The organism is Arthrobacter sp. K41 (assembly GCF_059089645.1).
The window spans coordinates 151,713-176,904 of the sequence record NZ_JBNHEW010000003.1 but is presented as its reverse complement, the minus strand read 5'-3'; the positions used below and the strand labels follow the sequence as shown (position 1 = coordinate 176,904).

22 protein-coding genes and 2 riboswitches are annotated in these 25,192 nt (G+C 66.4%); of the genes, 14 read left to right on the top strand and 8 right to left on the bottom strand.

The window, feature by feature from the left end:
• Positions 1-4: 4 nt before the first annotated feature.
• Both AC5RTE_RS08470 and AC5RTE_RS08465 read right to left on the bottom strand, forming a co-directional pair.
• Positions 5-853, bottom strand: a complete 849-nt coding sequence (locus tag AC5RTE_RS08470) for a 13E12 repeat family protein (RefSeq protein WP_494040946.1) — start codon at positions 851-853, stop codon at positions 5-7.
• A 235-nt stretch (positions 854-1,088) separates the two neighbouring features.
• Positions 1,089-1,727 carry a VOC family protein gene (locus AC5RTE_RS08465; protein WP_494040945.1) on the bottom strand — a complete coding sequence of 213 codons (639 nt, stop codon included), beginning with the start codon at positions 1,725-1,727 and terminating at the stop codon, positions 1,089-1,091.
• Positions 1,728-1,890: 163 nt separating this feature from the next.
• Positions 1,891-2,006, top strand: a riboswitch (SAM riboswitch).
• A gap of 43 nt (positions 2,007-2,049) precedes the next feature.
• Between AC5RTE_RS08465 and AC5RTE_RS08460 the strand changes: the two genes are divergently transcribed.
• From AC5RTE_RS08460 to AC5RTE_RS08445, 4 genes are all read left to right on the top strand, one after another.
• On the top strand, positions 2,050-3,375 hold the full coding sequence (locus tag AC5RTE_RS08460) for a bifunctional o-acetylhomoserine/o-acetylserine sulfhydrylase (protein WP_494040944.1): 1,326 nt from the start codon (positions 2,050-2,052) through the stop codon (positions 3,373-3,375).
• A 102-nt stretch (positions 3,376-3,477) separates the two neighbouring features.
• Positions 3,478-3,593: riboswitch (SAM riboswitch) on the top strand.
• Positions 3,594-3,605: 12 nt separating this feature from the next.
• Entirely contained in the window at positions 3,606-4,721 is a 1,116-nt protein-coding gene (metX, locus tag AC5RTE_RS08455) for a homoserine O-acetyltransferase MetX (protein ID WP_494040943.1), read from the top strand.
• Positions 4,722-4,899: 178 nt separating this feature from the next.
• On the top strand, positions 4,900-6,282 hold the full coding sequence (locus AC5RTE_RS08450; RefSeq protein WP_494040942.1) for an MFS transporter: 1,383 nt from the start codon (positions 4,900-4,902) through the stop codon (positions 6,280-6,282).
• Between the two features lie 103 nt (positions 6,283-6,385).
• Complete coding sequence (locus tag AC5RTE_RS08445; RefSeq protein WP_494040941.1) at positions 6,386-7,504, top strand: zinc-binding dehydrogenase; 1,119 nt, start codon at positions 6,386-6,388, stop codon at positions 7,502-7,504.
• A gap of 44 nt (positions 7,505-7,548) precedes the next feature.
• Here AC5RTE_RS08445 and AC5RTE_RS08440 read toward each other — a convergent pair whose 3' ends face one another.
• Complete coding sequence (locus AC5RTE_RS08440) at positions 7,549-8,448, bottom strand: LysR family transcriptional regulator (protein ID WP_494040940.1); 900 nt, start codon at positions 8,446-8,448, stop codon at positions 7,549-7,551.
• 139 nt (positions 8,449-8,587) lie between these two features.
• Here AC5RTE_RS08440 and mmsB point away from each other — a divergent pair, with 139 nt between their 5' ends.
• Both mmsB and AC5RTE_RS08430 read left to right on the top strand, forming a co-directional pair.
• Complete coding sequence (mmsB, locus tag AC5RTE_RS08435) at positions 8,588-9,490, top strand: 3-hydroxyisobutyrate dehydrogenase (protein WP_494040939.1); 903 nt, start codon at positions 8,588-8,590, stop codon at positions 9,488-9,490.
• A 13-nt stretch (positions 9,491-9,503) separates the two neighbouring features.
• Positions 9,504-10,988, top strand: coding sequence for a CoA-acylating methylmalonate-semialdehyde dehydrogenase (locus tag AC5RTE_RS08430; RefSeq protein WP_494040938.1), 1,485 nt, complete (start codon positions 9,504-9,506; stop codon positions 10,986-10,988).
• A gap of 6 nt (positions 10,989-10,994) precedes the next feature.
• Here the strand turns inward: AC5RTE_RS08430 and AC5RTE_RS08425 are convergent, their stop codons facing one another.
• From AC5RTE_RS08425 to AC5RTE_RS08415, 3 genes are read right to left on the bottom strand one after another with little or no spacing between them, the layout of a single operon-like run.
• On the bottom strand, positions 10,995-11,507 hold the full coding sequence (locus AC5RTE_RS08425; protein ID WP_494040937.1) for a hypothetical protein: 513 nt from the start codon (positions 11,505-11,507) through the stop codon (positions 10,995-10,997).
• A 13-nt stretch (positions 11,508-11,520) separates the two neighbouring features.
• Positions 11,521-12,738, bottom strand: a complete 1,218-nt coding sequence (locus tag AC5RTE_RS08420; RefSeq protein ID WP_494040936.1) for a winged helix DNA-binding domain-containing protein — start codon at positions 12,736-12,738, stop codon at positions 11,521-11,523.
• Positions 12,739-12,783: 45 nt separating this feature from the next.
• Entirely contained in the window at positions 12,784-13,653 is an 870-nt protein-coding gene (locus tag AC5RTE_RS08415; protein ID WP_494040935.1) for an SGNH/GDSL hydrolase family protein, read from the bottom strand.
• Positions 13,654-13,730: 77 nt separating this feature from the next.
• Between AC5RTE_RS08415 and AC5RTE_RS08410 the strand changes: the two genes are divergently transcribed.
• Entirely contained in the window at positions 13,731-14,381 is a 651-nt protein-coding gene (locus AC5RTE_RS08410; RefSeq protein WP_494040934.1) for an alpha/beta hydrolase, read from the top strand.
• A gap of 30 nt (positions 14,382-14,411) precedes the next feature.
• On the opposite strand, the gene AC5RTE_RS08405 is transcribed toward AC5RTE_RS08410, so the two are convergent.
• Positions 14,412-14,645: an RNA-binding S4 domain-containing protein gene (locus tag AC5RTE_RS08405; protein WP_494040933.1), complete on the bottom strand. Its 234-nt coding sequence runs from the start codon at positions 14,643-14,645 to the stop codon at positions 14,412-14,414.
• A gap of 32 nt (positions 14,646-14,677) precedes the next feature.
• On the opposite strand from AC5RTE_RS08405, the gene AC5RTE_RS08400 reads away from it, so the two are divergent.
• The 3 genes from AC5RTE_RS08400 to AC5RTE_RS08390 all read left to right on the top strand — a co-directional run bounded on the left by AC5RTE_RS08400 (position 14,678) and on the right by AC5RTE_RS08390 (position 18,222).
• Positions 14,678-15,670: a DMT family transporter gene (locus AC5RTE_RS08400; protein WP_494040932.1), complete on the top strand. Its 993-nt coding sequence runs from the start codon at positions 14,678-14,680 to the stop codon at positions 15,668-15,670.
• A 135-nt stretch (positions 15,671-15,805) separates the two neighbouring features.
• Entirely contained in the window at positions 15,806-17,191 is a 1,386-nt protein-coding gene (locus AC5RTE_RS08395) for a glycine--tRNA ligase (RefSeq protein ID WP_494040931.1), read from the top strand.
• A 2-nt stretch (positions 17,192-17,193) separates the two neighbouring features.
• Positions 17,194-18,222, top strand: a complete 1,029-nt coding sequence (locus AC5RTE_RS08390) for a GNAT family N-acetyltransferase (protein WP_494040930.1) — start codon at positions 17,194-17,196, stop codon at positions 18,220-18,222.
• Positions 18,223-18,298: 76 nt separating this feature from the next.
• Here AC5RTE_RS08390 and AC5RTE_RS08385 read toward each other — a convergent pair whose 3' ends face one another.
• Positions 18,299-19,057, bottom strand: coding sequence for an alpha/beta hydrolase (locus AC5RTE_RS08385; RefSeq protein ID WP_494041336.1), 759 nt, complete (start codon positions 19,055-19,057; stop codon positions 18,299-18,301).
• Positions 19,058-19,141: 84 nt separating this feature from the next.
• Here AC5RTE_RS08385 and AC5RTE_RS08380 point away from each other — a divergent pair, with 84 nt between their 5' ends.
• The 4 genes from AC5RTE_RS08380 (at position 19,142) to dnaG (ending at position 25,117) form a co-directional block, all read left to right on the top strand.
• Complete coding sequence (locus AC5RTE_RS08380) at positions 19,142-20,608, top strand: YibE/F family protein (RefSeq protein ID WP_494040929.1); 1,467 nt, start codon at positions 19,142-19,144, stop codon at positions 20,606-20,608.
• A 70-nt stretch (positions 20,609-20,678) separates the two neighbouring features.
• Positions 20,679-21,854: a tRNA dihydrouridine synthase DusB gene (gene dusB / locus AC5RTE_RS08375; protein ID WP_494040928.1), complete on the top strand. Its 1,176-nt coding sequence runs from the start codon at positions 20,679-20,681 to the stop codon at positions 21,852-21,854.
• Complete coding sequence (locus AC5RTE_RS08370; RefSeq protein WP_494040927.1) at positions 21,838-23,136, top strand: deoxyguanosinetriphosphate triphosphohydrolase; 1,299 nt, start codon at positions 21,838-21,840, stop codon at positions 23,134-23,136. Before dusB ends, AC5RTE_RS08370 begins: the two co-directional genes overlap by 17 nt.
• A 52-nt stretch (positions 23,137-23,188) precedes the next feature.
• Entirely contained in the window at positions 23,189-25,117 is a 1,929-nt protein-coding gene (gene dnaG, locus AC5RTE_RS08365; RefSeq protein WP_494040926.1) for a DNA primase, read from the top strand.
• Positions 25,118-25,192 lie beyond the last annotated feature (75 nt).

Below are 25,192 nucleotides of genomic sequence, written 5' to 3'. Positions count from 1 at the left end.
ATCGTCACTGCTGCCGGTAGTGGTTCCGCCGCTGATCCTGGCCCCGCTGGTGAGGAGGGCTGCGGCGAACTGGTCGGCCCGCAGTTGGGTGAGGCTGCGGGGCTCGTCGGGGGCCCTGAAGTCCGCGGGCGAGGGCGGTGAGCCGGTTCCAGCCCGCTACCGCCTGGTCAGCGGGCAGGTAGGCGGAGAGCCAGGCCATCCCGTCCTGGTCCGGCCGGTATTCCACCCGCCGGTCCGCCACACCCCTGATGTGCCGCTGTTCGATGGACTCGGCGTGGTGGCGCTCGCGCCAGGTCCGGGCTTTGGCTTTGAACCGGTATGCGGGGATGTCCCCGATCGGCGCGGCGGTGGATGGTATGGGTGTATCCGGGCCCAGGAAGTGGGCTTCGAGGGCGGCGGCGCCGGCAGGGTCCAGGGTGGCGGTTTCCTCCACCATGAGCTGGGCGTGCCGCCACGAGACCGTCCCGGCGCGCAGGGCCGAGAGGGTCAGCGGCAACGTGGCCACCAGGGCGTGGGAGGTGGCCAGGAACGCACCAGCGGCACGGCCGCCAAGGGCCAGGAGGCTGCCGATTTCCGCGGCGACCGCCATCTCTCGCGCCTGCATCGGGGTTTCCGGCGCCGCGACAGCATGGACGGTGTCCGCGTACGTCACCGCCGCCCGGGCCTTCAGCCCTGTGACCCGTGCCTCCACGGTGGCCGCGCCGGAGAGGATGTCCAGGCAACCATCGGCCAGGGCAGCCAACGGATCAGCACCATCAACCACCCCGGAAACCGGAGCCTCCGCTTCGGCATAAAGCACGGCAAGGGCGGCATTGATGTCCTCAAACGCCTTCGCTACCGCCGCTTTTCCCATACACCCATCATGGCAAGGGGGTCTGACAATACCGGTTGGAGTGGATGCGCAGGCAGCTGAACTACCCGTTGCCGCGCCGTCATCCGCTGGGTGCACCAGGAAACGGATTCGGCCGCCATCAGCGGGTGACGCCGTTGTCACCTGCTGATGGCGGCCGAAGCTCAGGAAAGAGCGGGCTGGTATATCCGACCGTACGGAAGCCCGGGCATCAGCCCCGCAGCTCCGCCAGGGACAGTCAGATCGTGACGGCTCCGCTGGCGGTCTCGAACGTCACCGAAAGGATCCCGGGGGTTCCGTGCGGTGCCACCCACTCCACGGCCACGTCCTCGAGCGGCTTCTCTACCGGCTCACCCAGCCATTCAGTAACGCGCTCAGCCGAACCGGCAATGGTCAGGCAGCTCATCTTGACGTTGCTTTCGTAGGCGTTGGACGGGTGCAGGGTTGGGTCGCCCTCCCACTTGAGCATGTACGGAACCTGCGGGTCTGCGATCAGACCGAGGATGCCGATCTGTTTCCAGACCAGTTCGCGGCCGTCGGGAAACTTACGGTTTCCGTTGACCGAGGAGCGGCCAAGGCGCTCTTCGAATGGTGCCAGGTCGTCAACCTCGACGCACCAGCCCATCCAGCCGCCGCCGGCGGCAGACCGCGCACGCACTGCCTGTCCGAAGGGAGCCTTGTCCGAAGCGGGGTGGTCCAGGACCTCCACCACTTCGAGGTACTTGTGTCCCGCAAGCGGGATGATCATATTCCGGGTTCCGAACCGCGGGTGTACCCCGCCCTTCACTGCCTCAACGCCGAGGGCAGAGGAGATACGTTCGGTGGTGGCAGCCAGGCCATCGTGTTCACAGGCGTAAGAGACGTGATCCATGCGCATGGCAACATCTTGGCACTTTGTGATCGGGCTCTCAGCTAAGGCAACCCTTACTGGGATTTTCCCTTGGAAGCGCTGGTTTTTCTGCGCAGGTCCCCGAAATCTTGAGGACTATGTTCGTCATAATCCTGTTCGGCCCTGTCTGCACGTTCCTACACTGAGCTCAGGTCATGAGTGCCAGCACGAAGCCCCGGCTTGCTGGCCGGCAACCCTCCACCCGCGGTGGGGTGCCCCGGGTGAGGACCTGGTTGTCCGGCAACGGCCGGATGGCAAGCGCGGCCCGCAGTGCTTCCAGCATGCCGGGCCCATGTCAAAGGAGCCTTACTTGTCCAACGGATGGTCTTTTGAAACCCGTCAGATCCACGCAGGGCAGGAGCCGGACGGTGCCACCGGCGCCCGGGCCCTTCCCATCTACCAGACCACGTCCTTTGTCTTCCCCAGCGCTGAAAGCGCCGCCAACCGCTTTGCCCTGGCCGAGCTGGCACCCATCTACACCAGGATCGGCAATCCCACACAGGAAGCGGTGGAGCAGCGGATCGCCAGCCTGGAAGGCGGCCTGGGAGCGTTGCTGCTCAGCTCCGGCCAGGCCGCCGAGACCTTTGCCGTCCTGAACATCGCCGAGGCAGGGGACCACATCGTCGCCAGCCCCAGCCTCTACGGCGGCACCTACAACCTCTTTGCCCACACACTCAAGAAATTCGGGATTTCAGTCACCTTCGTGGCAGATCCGGACAACCTGGACCAGTGGCGCGGGGCAGTCCAGCCCAACACCAAGCTCTTCTTCGGCGAAGTGGTGTCCAATCCGCGGCAGGACGTCCTGGACATCGAAGGCGTGTCCCAGGTGGCGCACGACGCCGGCGTTCCACTGATCGTGGACAACACCCTGTCCACCCCGTACCTGATCCGGCCGCTCGAATGGGGTGCTGACATTGTGGTGCACTCAGCCACCAAGTACCTCGGCGGCCATGGCTCCGCCATTGCAGGAGTGATCGTCGACTCCGGAAAGTTCGACTTTGGCAAGGACCCTGCCCGGTTCCCGGGCTTCAACACCCCGGACCCCACCTACAACGGGCTTGTCTACGCCCGCGATCTCGGCGCAGACGGTGCCCTCGGCGCGAACCTGTCCTACATCCTGAAGGCCCGTGTGCAGCTGCTGCGGGACCTCGGCTCGGCGGTGTCGCCTTTCAACGCCTTCCTCATCGCCCAGGGTCTGGAGACGCTGAGTCTGCGGGTGGAACGGCATGTTGCCAACGCCCTGGAAGTTGCCCAGTGGCTGGAAGCGCGTGACGACGTCGAATCGGTCGCCTATGCGGGGCTTCCCTCCAGCCCCTGGTACGAGCGGGGCCGCAAATACGGCCCCAAGGGGACCGGCGCCATCGTGTCGTTCAACCTTGCCGGTGGCGCGAAGGCGGGCAAGCGATTTGTAGACGCGCTGGAGCTGCACTCCCACGTGGCGAACATCGGCGACGTCCGGTCGCTGGTGATCCATCCGGCGTCGACCACCCACAGCCAGCTGTCGCCCGAGCAGCAGGTGGTGGCGGGCGTGAACCCCGGCCTGGTGCGGCTTTCGGTGGGGATCGAACATATCGATGACATCCTGGCCGACCTCGAAGCCGGCTTCCGCGCGGCCAAGGAGGCCACCGGAGCCTAGCCCTCCCGCAGGGTGGGCGCCCGGGGGCAGCAACGGGCCGGGGAAGTCACAACCAGTCACACTCTTGGCGGCAGGCAGGGGCTGTTTCGTACACTCGAACCAGGTCATGAGTGCCAGTGACAGCCCCGGCTTGCTGGCCGGCAACCCTCCTTCCGCGGCGGGGTGCCCCGGGTGAAGACCTGGCCTGCCGGTCATATGACGGCGGGCAAGCGCGTAGAAGAGGTCTTGCCATGACGGTTACCGTCACCCGTACAACTGTCCCCGAACACGGCATTGTCCGCTACGCCTCCATCGGCGGGCTGAAGCTCGAAGCCGGCGGTGACCTGCCGGACGTTGTTCTGGCCTACGAAACCTGGGGCACCCTGAACGAGGACGGCAGCAACGCCGTCCTGATCGAACATGCACTGACCGGCAGCACCCACGTGACCCGGGGCGACACCGAGGAGCCCGGTTGGTGGGAACAACTCGCCGGGCCGGACGCACCAGTGGATACCAACCGCTTCTTCGTGGTGTCCGTAAATATTGTGGGCGGCTGCTACGGCTCGACCGGGCCCTCGTCGCCTGCCCCGGACGGAAAACCATGGGGTTCGCGTTTTCCGCTGGTGACCCTGCGGGACAGCACCGTGGCCGAAGCCCGGCTGGCAGACCAGCTCGGAATCCGGAGCTGGTACGCCGTGTTGGGCGGCTCAATGGGCGGCGCCCGCGCCCTCGAATGGGCCGTCACCTTTCCGGAACGGGTGCAGCGCTGCGCCGTGATCTCCATTGGTGCCGCGAGCACGGCAGAACAGATCGCCTTCGCCCAGGCACAGACGCTCGCCATCCGGCAGGACGCCAACTTCAACGGCGGCGACTACTACGGCGGCACCGCCCCCGAGGAGGGGCTGGCCCTCGCCCGGCGGATCGCCCACATCACGTACCGCTCTCCGGTCGAGCTGGACGGCAGGTTCGGCCGTGCGCCGCAGGCTCCCGAATCACCGTTTCAAGGCGAGCAGCTTGCAGCGCGCGGGCGCTACCAGGTGGAAAGCTACCTGGACCACCAGGGCAGCAAACTGGTCCAGAGGTTTGACGCCAACAGCTATATCGCCATCACCGAAGCGCTCATGAGCCATGACATCTGCAGGGGGCGTGGAGCCCTCGTCCAGACCCTGTCCGCTTGCACTGCACGGTTCTTTGTAGCGGCGGTGGACTCTGACCGGCTCTACTTCCCGTCCCAGTCATGGGAACTGGCCCGTGCCCTCCCCGGCGAGGTGGACGTCCACCTTATCGAGGCACCCATCGGGCACGACGGATTCCTCACGGAGATCGCCCAGCTGGGGAGCCAGCTGCGGGACCATCTTTCGGAGTAACCCCGGCCCCACAAGCCTGCCCGTGTGCATTAATGCAGATGCACTCTGCATCATTCGGCGTTGAGCTGCGCGTTTGGGAGGACCATACTCGATGGGACCCGGCGGTTCGTGACCAAAACCACACGCATCCGCTACAGACTGTCCCAGTGGTGTCGAAGACGACGCCGAAGGAGTTCACATGAGTACGGAACACTCCGCCGCACGGCGGCCAGAGGAAACCGACGTCAAATCCACAGGCCTGAGGAAAGTAGTGACGGCCTCCATGGCCGGCACCGTAGTTGAGTGGTATGAGTTTTTCCTTTATGCCTCGGCCGCCACCCTGGTGTTCGGCAAAATGTTCTTCCCCAACTCAGGGACGGAACTCGACGGCATCATCGCTGCCTTCGTTACTTACGCCGTAGGCTTCGTGGCCCGCCCGATCGGCGGCATTGTCTTCGGCCACTTCGGGGACAAGTTCGGCCGCAAGCAGTTGCTGCAGCTGAGCATCATCCTGGTGGGCGTGGCCACCTTCCTCATGGGATGCCTGCCCACCTTTGCCCAGATCGGTTACTGGGCCCCGGCCCTCCTGGTGTTCCTGCGCTTCGTCCAGGGCTTCGCCGTCGGCGGGGAGTGGGGCGGCGCCGTGCTGCTCGTTGCCGAGCACAGCCCGAACAAGTCCCGCGGGTTCTGGTCCAGCTGGCCGCAGTCCGCCGTTCCCCTCGGCAACCTCCTGGCCACCGGCGTGCTGTTCACCCTTTCTGCCACGCTTTCCCAGGAAGCATTCCTCGGCTGGGGCTGGCGCGTCGCCTTCTGGCTCTCGGCCGTGATCGTGATCGTCGGCTACTACATCCGCACCAAGGTCCAGGACGCCCCGATCTTCATCGAAGCCCGCAAGGAAGTCACCGTCGAGAAGAAGGGCTACGGCGTCGCCGAAGTCTTTCGCCGCTACCCCCGCGGTGTCTTCACCGCCATGGGCCTGCGTTTCGCCGAGAACATCCTGTACTACCTCGTGGTGACGTTCTCCATCACCTACCTGAAAGTGGTCGTCCAGACCGACACCTCCCGGATCCTCCTGCTCCTGCTGGTGGCGCACTTCATCCACTTCTGCGCTGTCCCGCTCGTGGGAAAGATGTCCGACAGCTTCGGCCGCCGGCCGGTCTACATGGCGGGCGCCATCCTCGGCGGAACCTGGGGCTTTTTCGCCTTCCCCATGATGGACACCGCCAACGACATCGTCATCCTGGCCGCCATCACCATCGGCCTCCTCTTCCACGCGCTGATGTACGCAGGGCAGCCGTCAATCATGGCCGAGATGTTCCCCACCCGGATGCGCTACTCTGGCGTCTCCCTGGGCTACCAGGTCACCTCCATCGTTGCCGGTTCGCTGGCACCGATCATCGCCACTGCACTCTTGAGCAACTTCAAGTCCTCCACCCCGGTGGCCCTGTACCTGCTCGGTGCCTGCATCGTGACCGCCATCTCGGTGTTCTTCCTCAAGGAGACCCGTGGCATCTCGCTCCACGACGTGGACGCGGCAGACGCCAAGGGCACGGCCGACCTGCTGGCAGCGGCCAAGAAGTAGGCTCCGGCACCCGCCACCGCACAACACGCAGACTGCCCGACCCGCGACAACGCAGGCCCGGGCAGTTCGGCCGTCAGCCCCATCGACGAAGTCAGGATTTCCCATGAAAGCAGCCGTTCTTTACTCCACTGTCCCGCCCGGAACGAGCTACACCGACGCGCACCCCCTTCGGGTCGAGGAGCTCGACCGGCCGGAACCCCGGGCCGGCGAGCTGGGCATCACCATCACCTGCTCAAGCCTGTGCCACTCCGACCTGTCAGTGGTGGACGGTTCCCGCGTCCGGCCCCTTCCCATGGCACTGGGGCACGAGGCCGTAGGACGCGTTGCCGCAGTGGGGGAGGGCGTGACGGATGTTTCCCCCGGAGACCACGTGGTCCTCGTCTTCGTCCCCAGCTGCGGTGCCTGCCGCGCGTGCCGGGCAGGCCGCCCCGCACTCTGCCACCGCGCTGCGGAAGTCAACGGGACCGGGGACCTCCTGCACGGCGAGGCCCTGCTGCGGACGCCTGCAGGGGAACGGATCAACCACCACCTGGGGGTCTCGGCGTTCGCCGACTATGCAGTGGTGGCGCGGGAATCGGTGGTGGTTATCGACGACGACGTCCCGGACACTGTTGCAGCAATGTTCGGGTGCGCCGTACTCACCGGAATGGGAGCGGTAATGAACACCGCTGCAGTCCAGCCCGGCCAGTCAGTGGCGGTCTTCGGACTCGGCGCCGTGGGGCTTTCGGCCGTTATGGCCGCCGCTCTCGCGGGTGCCTCCTCCGTGATTGCCATCGACCCGAATGCCGGCAAACACGGGCTCGCCCTGAAGTGCGGCGCCACGGCGGTGGGGACGCCGGACGAGGCTTCCCGTCTTATTGCTGAGGCCGCGGGTGACGGCGTGGACACTGCCATCGAAGCTGTGGGATCAGCACGTGTCATCACCTCCTGCCTTGAACACGTGACCCGCGGCGGCGCCGTGGTCTCCGTGGGACTGCCGCACCCCACTGCGGAGCTGACGGTGCCCGCGCTCCAGTTCGCGGGAGCGGGCAAGCGGCTGCTCGGGTCCTATATGGGCGACGCCGTTCCAGGCCGGGACATCCCCCTCTATCTCCGGTACTGGCGGGAGGGCAGGCTCCCCGTTGAGCTGCTGCACACGGACACCCGGCCGCTGGAGGAGATCAACGAAGGCCTCGATGCGCTCGCCGCAGGACAGGTGGTAAGGCGGCTCTTCCAGGCCTGACATGGATCCTGCTCCAATTGCAGCAGGATCACGCGCCCGCCGCATCAGGCTGCCAACAGATCCTGGCGTTCCGCCACCTCTTCCTGCAGCGCAGCAATCACGGCCTGCACCCTGGCGGACCGCAGCGCTTCCGGCCGGGCCACTGCCCAGATGGGCACCTGGCGCTGGAAGGAGTCCCGGAGCACCGGAACGAACCCTGGATCCCGGGCCACCATAAAGCTGGGAAGCAACCCGATGCCGGCACCGCGGCGTACCGCCTCCACCTGGGCGAAAATGCTCGTCGCCTGGAAACTGGACTTAGGCATCGGCAGCTGCGAGGACCGGTGGCCCAGTTCGGCCACCTGAAGTGCCGACTCCACGTAGGAGACGAAGCCATGCTGCCGCACACCGTCGGGCGTTTCCGGTAATCCCCTCCGGGCGGCGTAGGCGGGGCTGGCGTAGAGCCGCAGGAAGTAGTTGGTCAGGAAGATGGCCTGCGCGTTGCTCACGTCCGTGCGTCCCACCACCACCTCCAGGTCCACGCCGGAGCGGTTCTGGCTGACCTTGCGCGTGGCACTGAGCATCTCAACATTGAGCATGGGATGCCGGTGCTGCAGCCGGACCAGCGCAGGCGTGACGAATTCGGCGCCGAAACCGTCAGAGGTGCTGATCCGCACCATGCCGGCGAGAGCGTCCCGGTCCTGGCCTGTGACCGCAGCCAGGGAACCCAGGGTTTCCTCGATCCTCTCGGCCGCGGCGACGGCCGAAGCGCCCAGCTCCGTCAATTCCCACCCGTGCGGGCTGCGCTCCAGCGTGCGCCCGCCCAGTTGCTTGTCGAGGGCGAGGATCCGCCGGGAAATAGTGGTGTGCGTGGTACCAAGCGTTTCTGCGACGGCATTGAAACGCCCCAGCCGGGCCACGGTCAGCAAAATCAGCAGGTCGTCCGGACTCGGTAGCCGCGCCACTCATCACCTTCCATCCGTGTGCATCAGTGCACATACTGTCTGTGTTTTTTCCCCTTGATTGCACTGTAACAGGGGTGTGATGGTGGACACAGACCTTCCGGCTGCCTTCGGCCGGGGACACAGCAAAGGAGCTTGGACCATGGCAGTAGTCGGTTGGATTGGGTTGGGGAATATGGGCGGTTCCATGTCGGGGAACCTCGCCAAGGCGGGCCACGACGTACGGGGATTCGACCTCAACCCCGCCGCGCTCGCCGCAGCGGAGGCCGGAGGGGTCAAACCGGTGGGAAGCATCGCCGAGGCTGTGGCCGGCGCCGACGTCGTCTTCACCATGCTGCCGAAGGGCGAACACGCCAGGGCCGTCTACCTGGGCGCGGACGGGGTGCTGGCCCATGCCGATACGCGCACCCTCCTGGTCGATTCCTCCACTATCGATATCGCCGCAGCAAAGGAGCTGCACGACGCCGCCGCTGCCGCCGGCTTCCGCTTCGTTGATGCCCCTGTCTCAGGCGGGATGAGCGGCGCGGCAGCCGGAACACTCACCTTTATGGTCGGCGGTGAAACTGGTGCCGTGGCCGATGCTGCCGGCTTCATCCAACCGATGGCCGCAAACATCATCCCCACCGGCGGAGCCACCACCGGCCAGGCGGCCAAAATCTGCAACAACCTGATGCTCCTGATCAACCTTGCCTCTACAGCCGAGGGCGCCGTGCTGGCGGACCGGCTTGGCCTCGACAAGAAGGTGTTTTGGGATATCGCCTCCGTCTCCTCCGGGGACAGCTGGGCCTTGCGCACCTGGTACCCCGTTCCCGGCGTCGTCCCCACCGCGGCATCCAACAACGACTTTGCGCCCACGTTCACCGCCGAACTGGCAAACAAGGACATCGGCTTGGCCATCAGCGCTGCGGAAGACACCGGCACGCCCCTGGAAATCGGCAAGCACGTCCAGCAGCTGTACCAGCGCCTTATCGATGCGGGCGAGTCCGGCAAGGACTGCTCCATGATCATCAAGCTCGTTGACGGTTCCCTGGATTCAGCAAAGTAGAAGAGAGACTTTCATGCAAACCATCCCGCATTACATCAACGGCAGCCGCGTCACCGACGCGGAACGCTTCGGCCCCGTCTTCAACCCCGCCACAGGAGAGCAGGAAAAGCAGGTGGCGCTGGCTTCGGCCGCCCGCGTGGAGGAAGCCATCGCCGCGGCCAAGGCCGCACTGCCGGCGTGGCGGGCAACGAGCCTGGCCAAGCGGACCAACATCTTCTTCCGCGTCCGCGAAATCCTTAACCAGCGCAAGTCCGAACTGGCTGCCGTCCTTACCAGCGAGCACGGCAAGGTGCTTTCCGACGCCGAAGGGGAGATTTCCCGCGGGCTCGAGAACATCGAGTTCGCCACCGGGCTCTCCCACATGCTCAAGGGGGAACGCTCTGAGCAGGTTTCCAGCGGCGTGGACGTTCACTCCGTCCGGCAGCCTGTAGGCGTGGTGGCCTGCATCACCCCGTTCAACTTCCCGGCCATGGTGCCGCTGTGGATGATCGGCAGTGCACTGGCGTGCGGCAACACCGTCCTCCTGAAGCCGAGCGAAAAGGATCCCTCATCGGCCGTATTCATCGCGGAAGTCTTCGCGGAAGCGGGGCTGCCCGCCGGCGTGCTGAACGTGGTCCAGGGAGACAAGGAAGCGGTGGATGTCCTGCTTGAGCACCAGGACGTGAAAGCCGTCAGCTTCGTGGGCTCAACGCCCATCGCGCAGTCCATCTACAAGCGCGCGGCGGACCACGGCAAACGGGTCCAGGCACTGGGCGGGGCCAAAAACCATATGGTGGTCCTGCCTGACGCGGACCTGGACATGGCAGCCGACGCGGCCGTGTCGGCTGCCTACGGCTCAGCGGGTGAGCGGTGCATGGCAGTGAGCGTGCTTGTTGCGGTGGGCAACGTCGCTGACGACCTCGTGGCGGCCATCAAGAGCCGGATGGCGACGCTCACCATCGGCCCGGGCACGGACCCGGCATCGCAGATGGGCCCGTTGATTACGGCGGAGCACCGTGAGCGGGTGGCCTCCTACGTGGCAGGCGCAGAGGACGAAGGGGCCACGGTGGTTGTTGACGGCCGCTCGCAGCAGTTCGATTCAGACGGGTTCTTTATTGGCGTCAGCCTGGTGGACAACGTCAAGCCGGGCATGAAGGTGTACGACGACGAAATCTTCGGGCCTGTCCTGTCCGTTGTCCGCGTGGATACCTACAATGACGCCGTCCAACTGGTCAACGACAACGAGTTCGGCAACGGCGTTGCCATCTTCACCCGTGACGGCGGCGCCGCCCGGCAGTTCGAGTTCGACGCGGAGGCGGGCATGGTGGGCGTGAACGTGCCCATCCCGGTGCCGGTGGGCACCTTCTCCTTCGGCGGCTGGAAGAACTCGCTGTTCGGTGACACGCACATGTACGGGCCGGACAGTATCCGCTTCTACACCAGGGGCAAAGTGGTCACCACCCGGTGGCCGGACCCCGCGACGTCGGTCATCGACCTGGGCTTTCCGCAGGTCGACTGAGGCGCGTCAGCCGTTCATGATCTCGCCGCGGCGGGCCATGTACTCCTCAACGGACAGTTCGCCGTTGCTGTACTTCTCATCCAGCTCCGCCAGCCTGCGCGCGCGGTAGCCCTGCGGGGCCGACGGCGGCGGGGGAGTTGCAGGGGCGGCCGGCTGCTGGGGCACCTGGGGTTGTCCCTGCACCGGCTGGCCCTGCTGGTATTGCCCATGCTGTTGCTGCCCGTACGGCGGGAACTGCTGGTCCATCGGCGGGACCGGCTGGACGGGCGGCAGCGGCTGGGGCCGGTCAAGGCCGCGGAATCCGCCGCTGAAGTAGTCCTGCTGGGTGAAGCCGTCCCGGGGCTGTTTGTTCTGCGGGCCGGCTGAGCCCGGGAACTGGCCTCCGCCCGGGAACTGCTCGGGGTAGCGCCCCAGGAAGCTCTGCTCCTGGTTCCTGCGGGCCACAGACTTCCGGTACATCCGCATGGCCATCGGGATCAGGAATGACAAAATGATGATCCAGAAAAACAAGTTGCTCACGGTGCCGTGCCTCTCATATGTGTCCCTCAAGCTTAGCCCCGGAGTGCACGCGAACGGCCGGGAGCCCGGTGAATGCGCCGTACCGGTCCACTGCTTCCTGCACTGCCGCGGCCACTGGAGAACCCGGCGTCCCAGCGGAGAGTGACAGCCGGATATCCAGCTCGCAGCGGCCGGGAAGCAGCGTATGCCGCCAGGCGCCGGCCATCTTCCCGTCCAGCAGCACCACGTGCATCGGCTGGCCTTCAGAGGGAAAAGCGGGTGCGCTGCCCCCGAGGTAGTGCCGGGTGGCGGAATAACCCATGATGTATTCGTCGTAGCACTGGACCAGGTCGATCCGGGGCCGGCCTTCCGGTGAGACGGCGGCTCCGTCTCCTGCCCCGGCTTCAGGACTGCCGGACTCAGCATCGCGGGCGCCAGTGCCGGCGGCTTCAGGACTGTAATAGAACACGACGCCGTCTATAAGGGCTGAGGCGAGAGCCCCCGGTTCAGTTTCCAGGGTGAGCTGCAGGCCCTTCCTGACGTCCGTCATGGTCATTCCCGACCAGTCGGCGCAGTCCTTGGCTGTGGCAGGACCGCGGCCAGTGAAATAGCGGCGGGCGAGTTCGGCCAACGCCTCCTCCCGGGTGGGCGCCGTCCCTGGCCCGGCGGGAACCCGCTCTTCAAAAAGCGCGTATGTCTGCTTCAACGCTCCGCCACGGCTTCGCACGGGCGTCCCGCTCACCAGGACACCGCTGATTTCGGCATGCATAATCAGGTAGGCCAGCTCCAGGCCCTTCGCCGTAAACCCGGCCCCGCGCAGCCGGTCCGCAAGGCCTTCACGGGTCAGGTGGTTTCCGTCCGCAACAGCCCGTGCCAGCACGTCGGCGCTCCGCGCGGCAGCGGCCGCGTCAATGCCGGTGCTGCGGTAGGTGAAGGCATTGGCCTGCTCAAGCCGTGGCCCGGAGAGCGCACGGAGCCAGCGCAGATCGTCCCGGTGAACGAAGTGCCAGGTGGGCCGGAGGATGTGGGTGCGCAGGATCCGGCCGTCCGCCACAGCCTGTTCAATGTCAGCAGCCGTCACGGGTGCACGTCCGGCGGCCGATACGCGCTGGGCGAGACTCCACCGGGCGTACGGAAACTCCTGTGCCTGCACGGCCAGGAGCCTCCGGAGTGCCGCTTCGGGAGAGGCCGCGGCAGGTGCCCGGAGCAGCTGGGACCGAAGCCGCATCCGCACCACCGCATGGGGTTCCATGCCTGCCCGCCTGAACTGGCCGCCGTCGGGATTATCCTGCGGGCGCTAGCGCCTGGCAGCCTCGGTGGTGCCCAAAGGACCCTCGCCGGATCCCAACGGCACGCCGGGGCCAAAGACTGGCCCCGGCGTCGGACGCTTGGCGGTGATTCCATCTCCGGAGGACTGGTGCCGCAGCCGGCGCAGCACCCAGGGCACAAAGTACTCGCGCGCCCACACCAGGTCACCGGAGCGCGCCTCGCGCCAGGTGCGGGAAGGCACAGGCTTGGGCTGGAGCGGCTCCAGTGTGTGCTCAACGTTCAGCGAGTCCAGCACCATGGCCGCGATGGTGTGGTGGCCCAGCGGAGAGAAATGCAGGCGGTCCTGGTCCCACATCTGGGGATCGCTGAGCTGGCGCAGGGACCACATGTCCGCGATAACGGCGTCGTGCCGGGCAGCCACGGTGCGAAGGTTCTCGTTGTAGATGGCAACCTTGCTGCGGATCCTGCCCAGCACTGACGAGCCGGTGTCGGGGCCGTTAAAGAGGACCACGGTGGCGCCGCCCATCGCCAGGATCTGCACCACGGAATCGAGTTTTTCGGCGAGCGCGTCGGGGTCACCGCCAGGGCGGATGAGATCGTTGCCGCCGGCCGAGAGGGTCACCAGGTCCGGCTTCAGTGCCAGGCACGGGGCGAGCTGCCGGTCCACGATCTGCTGCAGCAACCGGCCGCGCACGGCGAGGTTGGCATAGGCGAAGTCGGGCTGGGTGCGGCCCAGTTCCTCCGCCACACGGTCCGCCCAGCCGCGGTAGCCGCCGGGGCTCGAGGGCTCGGGATCGCCGATGCCCTCGGTGAAGGAATCGCCCATTGCCACATAGCGGGTCCAGGGGTGGGATCCGGCGTGGGCGGTGGGGGTTCGAATGGCACTCGTGTCAGTCACGGTCCTATCCTGCCTTCCGCTTCGCTGGCTACGCGAACGTAGGTTGTTACCTGGGGGTAACTGTAAGAATGGAAACCATGACTGAAGCCGAAGTATTTCCTGCCCCTGTTGTTTTGTGGTCGCATCCGGAGGACCAGCGCGACGGCAGGCCGCTGCTGGTGCTGCTGCACGGCTACGGCGCCAACGAACAGGACCTGCTCAGTCTGGCTGACCTGCTGCCGGGGGACTTCGCCGTGGCCTCAGTCCGGGCCCCCATCGCCATGGGCCCGGGCTTCACCTGGTTTCCGCTCACGGCCTCCATCGAGTACTCGCTGGATCGGGTGAAGGCAGCGTCGTCCTTTGTGCTGGATTGGATCGACACCATCAAAGTAGGACACCCCTCGGTGTCACTGCTGGGCTTTTCCATGGGAATGGCCATGGCCACCACGCTCCTGCGGCAGCGCCCCACTGACTTTGCGGCCGTCGTCGGGCTCTCGGGCTTTGTGGTGGACGCGGGCGGCGACCCCAGCTTCAGGGACTCCGAACTGGACGGCACCATTCCCATGTTCTGGGGCCGGGACCAGCAGGATCCGGTGATCACTCCGGACAGGATCGACTACACCATGGGCTGGGTCCGCAAGCACGTCAAGCTCACCAAGGTGCTGTACACAGGCATGTGGCACGGGATCAACCAGCAGGAGATCGGGCACGTGGGTGAATTCCTCACCCACGAGGTGCTGAAGAAGTAGGCGGACGACGCCGGGCGCCTGCCCGGGAGGTCAGCCCGCCTTCGGTGCCACCACCCGGACGGTCTGCCCGTTCACTGTGACGGTGTCCCCGTGATGCAGCTGCCGGCCGCGGCGGTCATCGATTTCGCCGTTGACTTTGACGAGCCCGTTCCTGATGAGATCCGCCGCCTCCACGCCGTCCTCCACAAGGCTGGCGAGCTTGAGGAGCTGGCCGAGGCGGATCATGCTGTCGCGGATGGGAATGTCTTCAACGGGGTTGCTCATGAAGCAATGATGCCTGACGTAAGGTGGATTCGGTGACCTCCAGCCCCCGCCTGCCGCTGCTCGCAGGCCTGCCGTTGGCGGTGGGCGCTGGGCTGGCCATTCCGCTTCAGGGCCGTGTCAACGGTGCCCTTGGTGCCCGTTTGGACGACGGCATTGCCGCTTCCGTCGTGAGTTTCAGCACAGGCCTTGTGGTGATGATCCTGATCTCGCTGCTGCTGCCGCGCGGCCGGGCCGGGCTGGCGCGGATCGTACCTGCCGTCCGCAGCAGGGCCTTTCCCCGGGTTTATGTTTTCGCCGGCGGGATCGGGGCGCTGTTCGTTTTTGCCCAGTCCTTCACGGTGGGCATCCTGGGTGTTGCCCTCTTCACGGTTGCCACCGTTACCGGCCAAACCGTCAGCGGCCTGCTCGTGGACCGGTTGGGCATCGGGCCGGCAGGCAAGAGACCCGTCACCGCGATCCGGCTCATCGGCTGCCTGCTGACCATCGCCGCTGTCGCCTGGGCAGTTTCGCCCCGGTTCACCGGAACCGGCGGGGGAGCGCACGACGGAGGTCCTGCTTTCCTGGTGCTTCCCCTCCTTCTTCCCGTCGCGGCCGGGTTCCTGATGAGCTTCCAGCAGGCCATGAACGGAACGGCAACAGCCCATTACGGCACGCCCATTGCAGCTACCCTGGTCAATTTCGTGGCAGGTTCGCTGGTCCTCTGGACGGCGTATGCCATCAAGGTGGCCGTTGCCGGGCCGGGCAATCCGTTGCCGGGGGAGTGGTGGTACTACGTTGGCGGCCCGATGGGGTGCGTGTTCATCGGTTTGGGCGCCCTGCTGGTGCGCAGCCTGGGCGTCCTGGTGACGGGGTTGGGCATGATCGCCGGGCAGTTGCTCGGCTCGCTCGCCCTCGACGTGATCCTGCCGGCGCCCGGAAGCGTGGTTGCCCCGGCCACAGTGCTCGGCACCATCCTCACTCTCGCGGCCATCATCCTGGCCACCCTGCCCTGGCCTCGGGGCGCGCTCCACAGTGGGCACCGGTAGGCTAGGTCACGCAGCTTTCTGCATCTTCCTTCATCCGCCCCCGCGGCAGCCAGCGGTTGCACACCGCCGGCTTACCGCGGGCCCGAAAAACCGCGGACCGCACCCAGCGGCCCTGTAGAAATTGGAGTTTTCCCCATGGCAGCAAAATCCGTTCTCGACCAGGTCATTTCCCTCTCCAAGCGGAGGGGTTTTGTGTTCCAGGCCGGTGAGATCTACGGAGGTTCGCGTTCTGCCTGGGACTACGGGCCCCTCGGCGCGGAGCTGAAGGAAAACATCAAGCGCCAGTGGTGGCAGTCCATGGTCCGCGGCCGCGAGGACGTGGTGGGCCTGGATTCCTCCGTCATCCTGCCCCGCCAGGTATGGGAAGCCTCCGGCCACGTGGAGGTCTTCTCCGATCCCCTGGTGGAGTGCCTGTCTTGCCACAAGCGCTACCGTGCGGACCACCTTGAGGAAGAATACGAGGAAAAGAAGGGCCGCCCTGCCGAGAACGGCCTGAAGGACATTGCCTGCGCGAACTGCGGCACCCGCGGCGAGTGGACCGAACCCCAGGAGTTCTCCGGCCTGCTCAAAACCTTTTTGGGTCCCGTGGCCAGCGAGGAAGGCATGCACTACCTGCGGCCGGAAACGGCTCAGGGTATCTTCGTGAACTTCAACAACGTGCTCACCACTTCGCGCAAGAAGCCGCCGTTCGGCATCGGCCAGATCGGCAAGTCCTTCCGCAACGAGATCACGCCGGGAAACTTCATCTTCCGCACCCGCGAGTTCGAGCAGATGGAAATGGAGTTCTTCGTCGAGCCCGGCACGGACGAGGAATGGCACCAGTACTGGATGAAGGAGCGCATGTCCTGGTACACGGGCCTGGGCATCCGCCAGGAAAACCTCCGCTACTTCGAGCACCCGCAGGAAAAGCTCAGCCACTACTCCAAGGGCACCACGGACATCGAGTACCGCTTCGGTTTCCAGGGCTCGGAATGGGGCGAGCTTGAAGGCATCGCCAACCGCACGGATTTTGACCTCTCCACCCATGCCAAGGCCTCCGGCACGGACCTGAGCTACTTCAACCAGGCCACGAACGAGCGCTACACCCCGTACGTGATCGAGCCTGCGGCCGGCCTCACCCGGTCCTTTATGGCGTTCCTGGTGGACGCGTACACGGAGGACGAAGCCCCCAACGCCAAGGGCGGCGTGGACGTCCGCACTGTCCTGAAGCTGGATCCGCGCCTGGCCCCGGTCAAGGCAGCCGTGCTGCCGCTGAGCCGCAACGAGGACCTGTCCCCGAAAGCCAAGGACCTCGGCGCGCAGCTGCGGAAGAACTGGAACATCGACTTCGACGACGCCGGGGCCATCGGCCGCCGCTACCGCCGCCAGGACGAAATCGGCACCCCGTTCTGCATCACGGTGGACTTCGACACCCTCGAGGACCAGGCCGTCACCATCCGCGAGCGGGACACCATGAGCCAGGAACGCGTCTCCCTGGACAAGGTGGAGGGCTACCTGGCCGCCCGCCTGATCGGCGCCTAGCCATGGCCATCGAATACCGCGAATGGCGCGAGGGCGACGACCTGGCCCTCCTGGAAATCTGGGGCGGCCCCGAAACGTACCAGGCGCGGCAGTTCCGCGGCGCCCTGGCACCGTCATCGGACGGAAGCGGCTCGCCATGGCGGCGCTGCATCGTGGCCGAGGACGTCATTGACGGCGTCGGCATTCCGGTTGCGGCTGGCGTTGTCTACGAGGCCTCACTGCACCCCGAGCGGCTGTGGGCCTACATCGAGGTGGCACGCGATCACCGCCGCTCCGGCATCGGCGCCACGCTCCTGACCATGCTGCGCCGCGAAGCCGGGCAGTCGCCGTCGGGCGTGTCCAGGTTACGGGCCAAGGTGGAGCCGGGCACTCCGGGTGCCGCCTTCGCAGAGCATTTCGACCTTTCGCCTATCCAGCGGTCCCGGCTGGTGGTGGTGGAACCGGGCGCCCTGCGGCTTCCGGTCTTCCCGGTCAAGGACCACGACGGCGGGCCGGCGAACGATGAGAACGCAGGCTCCGACGTCGTAATGGATTTGGCTACCGGGTCCGTGGAGCTGACCGATGTTGTGGGCCGCTATTACACGGCCATCCACGACTGGGATTCGCCGGGTGTGCTGTCCGTGGGCCAGGTACAGAAGCTGTTTTTGGACGATCTCACCGGCGCGCACGGGGCCATCGTGCTGCGTGCGCAGCCGGAGTCCGCGTTTGGGGCGGGGGTTTCGCCCAGCAGGAAGGGCCGGATCAGGGCTTTCGCAGTGAGTTATGCAGCCCAGGCGCAGGGCCCCGAACAGGACACGGCGCCGCAGGGGGAACAGGTTCCTACTGACGTGTTCGTTGGGCACGAACCCGCGCTTGCCCCGGAGGACGCCGCCGAGGCCGTCCGGGACATTCTCGCGCTGATTGCTTACCAGCACCCGGTCATGCTGGAACTGGACGATTCAATGACGGCCCTTCGCGCCGCCGTCGAGCCCCTCCTCGAAAACGGCAAGGCGCGGCTCTCCGGTCCCGAAACCCTGGTCGTGTCGGACTAGGAAGACTGACCCACCTGACCCGCAGCGATCGTCCCCGGCGTTAACTGCGGGTCATGCGGGCAGCCTCTCTGCAGCGTTACAGGGTCACCTGGACGGCCGATGCCGGCAGCAGCTGGCCAAACCCGCGGGGAAGGGCAACATCCGCCCCGGTTGCGTCGTGGAATGCCTTCAGCACAAATCCCGTGGACAGCGAATGCCACAGGCCGATCTTGCGGAACATGAAGTGCCCCACGCCTTTCAGGGCAACGTACTGCATCGACTGGGCACCTGCGGCGGCCCGGCGGGCGAACGCGAGCGACGCCGGCGGGCTGGTCCACCTGTCGACGGTGCCGTGGACAATGAGCACCTTCCGGCCGGCCACTGCCGAAACCGGAGTCCCGGAGCTGAGCCAGGGCGCCAGGGCAACAACAGCTTCCACCTGGGGGTGGTCTGCAGCGCAGACGGCAGTCAGGCCGCCCATCGAGTGCCCCACCAGGAACACCGGAACGCCCGGGTGCCGGCTGCTGATCTGTTCAAGGGCCCAACGCGCATCCTGCAGCGGCGACATGTCGGCGCCGTTCCAGCCGCGCACGCTGTTGCGGAGGGACCACACCGCCAGTCCGTTCTGCCGGCCGGCCCGGTGCAGGTGCCGCGCAAAGGGGATCATCCGTGCCGGGCTCAGGTGGATGGCTTCCACCTGCTCGCGGCTGTGCGATTTTCCGCCGTGCAGCACCAGGGCAACGCCCAAGGTGGGCCCGGACGCCGGAAGAACACTGAGTGCGGCCTGGGGGGCGGCGTCAGAAGCAGTTCCGGCGGCATTGAAACGGCCGCTTTCCCCCGTGCTGCGGTTGGCCATGCCCGGTTCCTCCCAGTTCTGACGGTCCATTTATCAACCCTATGGTGCCGGACGTAGAGTTCAAGGTATGAGGTTCTACTGCTGATGGGCTCCGGTCACTCCCACGCTTCCACAGGCCATGCGGAGCCTTCACCGCAGGCAATGGCCGCCCGCCGGAAGGCAAACAGGATCCTCGCCGCGGTGCTGATTCCCCTGACGCTCCTGACCCTGGCCGGCATGGCGATGCTCTGGCCCTCCGGAAGCAAGGAGGGCATCTCCCTGGCCAACCCCTACTCCGCCGCTCCGGGGGTCACGTTCGACACCGGATCCATCCAAAGCGTCGTCACCGAGAACTGCATGCAGGGCGTCGCCCAGCAGGGGCCGGGCGAGCAAAGCCAAACCCAGCAAAGCCAAAACCAACAGGGACAAAGCCAGCAGGGATCTGACTGTACGTTTGCCTTTACCGAACCGGACAAGGGCGGAAGCCCCGTCAAGGTGGTCATCAACCCGGATGTCGCCAAGTCGCACGGGGTGAAGCCTGGCGACCAGATCCGGTACCTGAACCTTTCCAACGCCCAGGGCGCCTCCGCCTCCCAGGGTTCACCCGCCTTCATCTTCGTGGACTTCGTCCGGACCCTGCCGATAGTCCTGCTCGCACTGCTTTACGCTGCGGTGGTCATCGCAGTTGCCCGCTGGCGGGGCCTCCGGGCGCTGATCGGACTCGTGGGGGCCTACCTCGTGCTGGCCGGCTTTATGCTTCCAGGCCTGGTCGAAGGCAAACCGCCGCTGCTGCTGGCCCTGGTGGGGTCGACCGTGATCATGATCGGGGTGCTGTACTTCGCCCACGGCTTCTCGGCCCGGACGTCCACCGCCCTCCTGGGCACCATGTTCGGGCTCGGAATAACAGCGCTCCTGGCAGCCTGGGCCACCGGCGCCGCAAACCTTGCCGGCGTGGGCAATCACGAGGCAACCACCCTGGTGAACACCTCAATCAACATCTCAATCTCGGGTGTGATCCTGTGCGGGCTCATCATCTCCGGACTCGGTGTCCTGAATGACGTGACCATCACCCAGTCCTCCGCCGTGTGGGAGCTGTACGAACTGGCACCGGGCAGCAGCGCACGGAAACTGTTCACCTCCGCCATGCGCATCGGACGCGACCACATCGCCTCCACCGTCTACACCATCGCCTTCGCCTACGCCGGAGCCGCTCTGCCGATCCTCATCATCGTGATGCTCTACGACCGCCCGCTCGCGGACACCCTCACCAGCGCGGAGTTGTCGGAGGAGGTCATCCGGACCCTGGTCGGCTCCATCGGCCTGGTCCTGGCAATTCCGGTCACCACCCTCATTGCCGTGCTGGTGGTGAAGGCCACCGGCGCACGGGCAGTGGAGCCCGCGGGTTCCGGAGGCCTCCAAACGGAATCGGGCCAGGGTGAAGCCGCCGCTGCTGAAAGGCCGGCTCGTCCGCCCCAGCCCGCCGTCAACCCGGACGACGTCAGCGATACAGGCACGCTTGCCGCCGCTGCCCTGCAAACCCGGCGGGGGCGCAGGGCGGCCGAGCGGGACTGACGGCGGCGGTCACCGGGGGAGCGGGACCTGCGCGCACGCCCGATTTGCCCGGCTTTGCAACAATGGACAGGTGACTGTTGCAACTCCTCCCGCCCCCAAGCTGGAACTCCCGCCCCTGAGGCTGGGCCCCATCACCGTGGACACCCCGGTGATCCTGGCGCCCATGGCCGGCATCACCAACTCGGCTTTCCGCCGGTTGTGCCGTGAATACGGCGGCGGCATGTACGTGGCGGAGATGGTCACCTCGCGCGCGCTGGTGGAACGGACGCCTGAGTCCCTGCGCATCATCTCCCACGATGATGACGAAAAAGTCCGGTCCGTCCAGTTGTACGGTGTGGACCCTGGAACAGTGGGCCGCGCCGTCCGGATGCTGGTGGAGGAAGACCGGGCAGACCACATCGACCTGAACTTCGGGTGCCCCGTACCCAAGGTCACCCGTCGCGGCGGCGGCTCAGCCTTGCCCTGGAAAATCGACCTTTTCACCTCGATCGTGCAGACCGCCGTCAGGGAGGCCTCCAAGGGCAACGTCCCGCTCACCATCAAGATGCGCAAGGGCATCGACGACGACCACCTCACGTACCTCGACGCCGGCCGCATCGCCCGCGATTCCGGTGTTGCCGCCGTCGCCCTGCACGGCAGGACCGCGGCCCAGTTCTACTCCGGACAGGCGGACTGGTCCGCGATCGCCCGCCTTCGCGAGGCGCTGCCAGACATTCCGGTGCTCGGCAACGGCGACATCTGGTCTGCCGAAGACGCTGTGCGGATGGTCCGCGACACCGGTGTTGACGGCGTGGTGGTGGGGCGCGGCTGCCAGGGCCGGCCTTGGCTGTTCGGGGACCTGCAGGCAGCCTTCGAAGGCAGCGACACCCGCTTCCGGCCCAACCTGCGCCAAGTGGCCGAGGGCGTGTACCGGCACGCCGAACTTATGGTGGAAACCTTCGGCGACGAGGGCAAAGCGCTGCGCGAGATCCGCAAACACATTGCCTGGTACTTCAAGGGATACGTGGTGGGCGGGGAACTGCGGACCCGGCTGGCCCTGGTGACCAGCCTGCAGGTGCTGCGGGATACGCTCGCCGAACTGGACCTTGAATCGCCGTACCCGGGCAACGACGCCGAGGGTCCCCGGGGCCGCGCGGGCTCGCCGAAGAGGCCTGCCCTGCCCAAGGACTGGCTGGACTCGCGGGCGTTGAACGCGGACCAGTCCCGGGACATTGCTGCGGCGGAACTGGATGTTTCCGGTGGCTGAAACGCGCACTGCTGCCCCGGTCCTGCCGGGCTATGACACCCACGATTCCGCCCGCTGGGTGGAAGAGCCGCCCAAGAACATTTACCGGTCGGACTTTGAGCGTGACCGCGCCCGGGTGCTACATTCCTCCGCGCTGCGCAGGCTCGGGGCCAAGACCCAGGTGGTGGCGCCGGACACTGACGACTTTGTCCGCACCCGCCTCACCCACAGCCTGGAAGTGGCGCAGGTGGGCCGCGAACTGGGACGCGCCCTTGGCTGCGACCCTGACGTGGTGGACACTGCCTGCCTCAGCCATGACCTCGGCCACCCGCCGTTCGGCCACAACGGGGAATCGGCGCTGAACGAGGTGGCCCACGCCATCGGCGGTTTCGAAGGCAACGCCCAGACCCTCCGGCTGCTGACCCGCCTCGAACCCAAGGTGCTGACGGCAGACAACCAGCCGGCCGGGCTGAACCTCACCCGGGCCAGCCTCGACGCCGCAGCGAAGTACCCCTGGTCCGCGCTGGAAGCTCCGGTGATCCACGGCCAGCGGACCAGCAAGTTCGGCGCCTACGAGGACGATCTCCCCATCTTCAACTGGATCCGCGAAGGCGCACCGGAACGCCGGTCCTGCCTGGAGGCGCAGGTCATGGACCTCGCCGACGACATCTCCTATTCGGTCCACGACGTCGAGGACGCGATCGTCGCCGGACACTTCCAGCTCCGCTGGATGGACAACCCGGACCACCGCGCCCGGGTGGTGGGTTACGCCAGGCAGTGGTACCTGCCGCACAACGACCCCGCCGCCATCGATGCCGCCCTGGCCCGGCTGGAGGCAACCGATGTGTGGGTGCGCGAAGCGGACGGCAGCCGCAAGTCCATGGCAGCCCTGAAGAACATGACCAGCCAGCTCATTGGCCGGTTCTGCCAGAGCGCCCTGGAAACCACGCGTGCGGTCTACGGCCCGGAAAACCTGACCCGCTACAACGCCCAGCTCATGGTGCCGGACGAGACCATCATGGAGATCGCGGTCATGAAAGGCCTGGCCACCACCTTCGTGATGACCACCGAGCACCGCCAGCCGATCTACGAGCGCCAGCGCGAGGTGCTGCACGCCCTGGTAACCGCCCTGAGCGCCACCGGGGACCGCCATCTCGAGCCGATGTTCGCGGCGGACTGGCGTGACGCTCCCGACGACGGAGCCCGCCTTCGCGTCGTAATCGACCAGGTGGCGTCACTCACCGACGGTTCGGCGCTCGCTATGTATGAACGCCTGGTGGGGAGCCTTCCGTCACTGTGGTGAGGAACGCCATAAGGCGCCCGGCGCCGTCGTACCCCGGGGCTAGGATGGCTCTGTGGCTGGGCTGATCAAACGTGAAGACATCGACGAAGTACGCCAGCGCACTGACATCAAGGAAGTGGTGGACGGCTACGTCACGCTCAAGGGCGCGGGGCTGGGGACCTTCAAGGGCCTGTGTCCGTTCCACGACGAGCGCTCGCCGTCCTTCACCGTCCGCCCCCAGGTAGGCCGCTACCACTGCTTCGGCTGCGGCGAGGACGGCGACGTCATCGCGTTCGTCCAGAAGCAGGACCACAGCTCCTTCCAGGAGGCCGTGGAGAAGCTGGCAGCCCGGATCGGCTACGAACTCCGGTACGAAGACGGCGGAACAGGGCCCAGCCGCGAGGAAGTCGGGCGGCGGCAGCGGCTGCTGGATGCCCACAAAATCGCGGATGAGTTCTTCCAGGCGCAGCTGCTGACGCCCGGTGCCGCCGAGGGGCGGACCTTCCTGCACGGCCGCGGGTTCGACCGCGCCGCCGCCGAGCAGTTCGGCGTCGGCTACGCCCCGCAGGGCTGGGACTCGCTGCTCAAGCACCTGCGCAACCGCGGCTTCACCGATGCCGAGCTGAAGCTCACCGGCATGTTCTCTGCCGGGGGACCCGGAAACCAGCAGAGAATTTACGACCGGTTCCGCGGCCGCCTCATCTGGCCCATCCGCGACATCGCCGGCGACACCATCGGCTTCGGTGCCCGGAAGCTCTACGAGGACGATCAAGGGCCCAAGTACCTGAACACCCCGGAGACCACCCTCTACAAAAAATCCCAGGTGCTGTACGGCATCGACCTCGCCAAGCGCAACATCGCCAGGGACCGGCAGCTGGTGGTGGTAGAGGGCTATACGGATGTGATGGCCTGCCATCTGGCAGGGATCCCGACGGCGGTGGCCACCTGCGGCACCGCGTTCGGCACCGAGCACATCAAGGTCGCCCGCAGGCTGCTGTCCGACGACGGCACCGGGGGAGAGGTCATCTTCACCTTCGACGGCGACGCCGCGGGCCAGAAGGCGGCATTGCGTGCCTTTGAAGAGGACCAGCGTTTCACCGCCCAGACCTTTGTTGCCGTGGAGCCCACGGGCGCTGATCCGTGCGACCTGCGCCAGACCAGGGGCGACGAGGCCGTGCACGCGCTGGTGGAGTCCCGGCGGCCGCTCTTCGAATTCGCCATCCGCAGCACGCTTCAGCAGTTTAACCTGGACACCGTGGAAGGCCGGGTGCAGGGCCTGAAAGCGTCCGTACCGGTGGTTGCCGCCATCCGTGACGCATCCACCCGCACCGGATACTGCCAGGCGCTCACGGGCTGGCTGGGCATGCCGGACCCCAACGAAGTGCTGCGCCTGGTAACTGCCGCGGTAAAACGCGGAGACCAGGCAGGGCCACCCGCAACAGATGCCCGGACTTCCGCACGTGCCGCCCTGCCGGGCGGTCCGGGCGTCGCTGCCGGGCCGGTGCAGGGCGCCGTCCCGTCCTTCCACCGCCCGGACCCGCGCGATCCTGTGGCGTCCATGGAGCGGCAGGCCCTGGAGGTGGCACTGCAGGAACCCGCACTGCTCGGTGGAGGGGTCTGGGAGCGCTTTTCCGCTGCCCGGTTCGCCACCCCGGCTTTCCAGGCGGTCCACGACGCCATGCGCGCCACGGACCCTGCCCTCACGGCCGATCCCGTGCGCTGGGTGGAGCATGTGATGAACGAAGTCCCCGAACCGCTGCGGCCCCTGGTGTCCGAACTGGCTGTGGTGCCATTGCCCGCCAGCACGGAGGAAGCAGTGCAAAAGTATTGCCGGGACATCCTCGCGCGGCTTTTCGAACTGCAGATCACCCGGGTCAAGGCCGACAAGATGGGCCAGCTCCAGAGGCTGGACCCGACGGCAGACCCGGAGACCTACCAGCGGCTCAACCGCGAGCTCATGATGCTCGAAATGGAACGCCGGGCGCTCCGGGCGGAGGCCTAGCAGGTCCCGCAGGCCCCAGGGGCGGGCCCGATTTCGTTTCCAGGCGGAGTCTTTGCTAGGCTAATACCCGCTTCA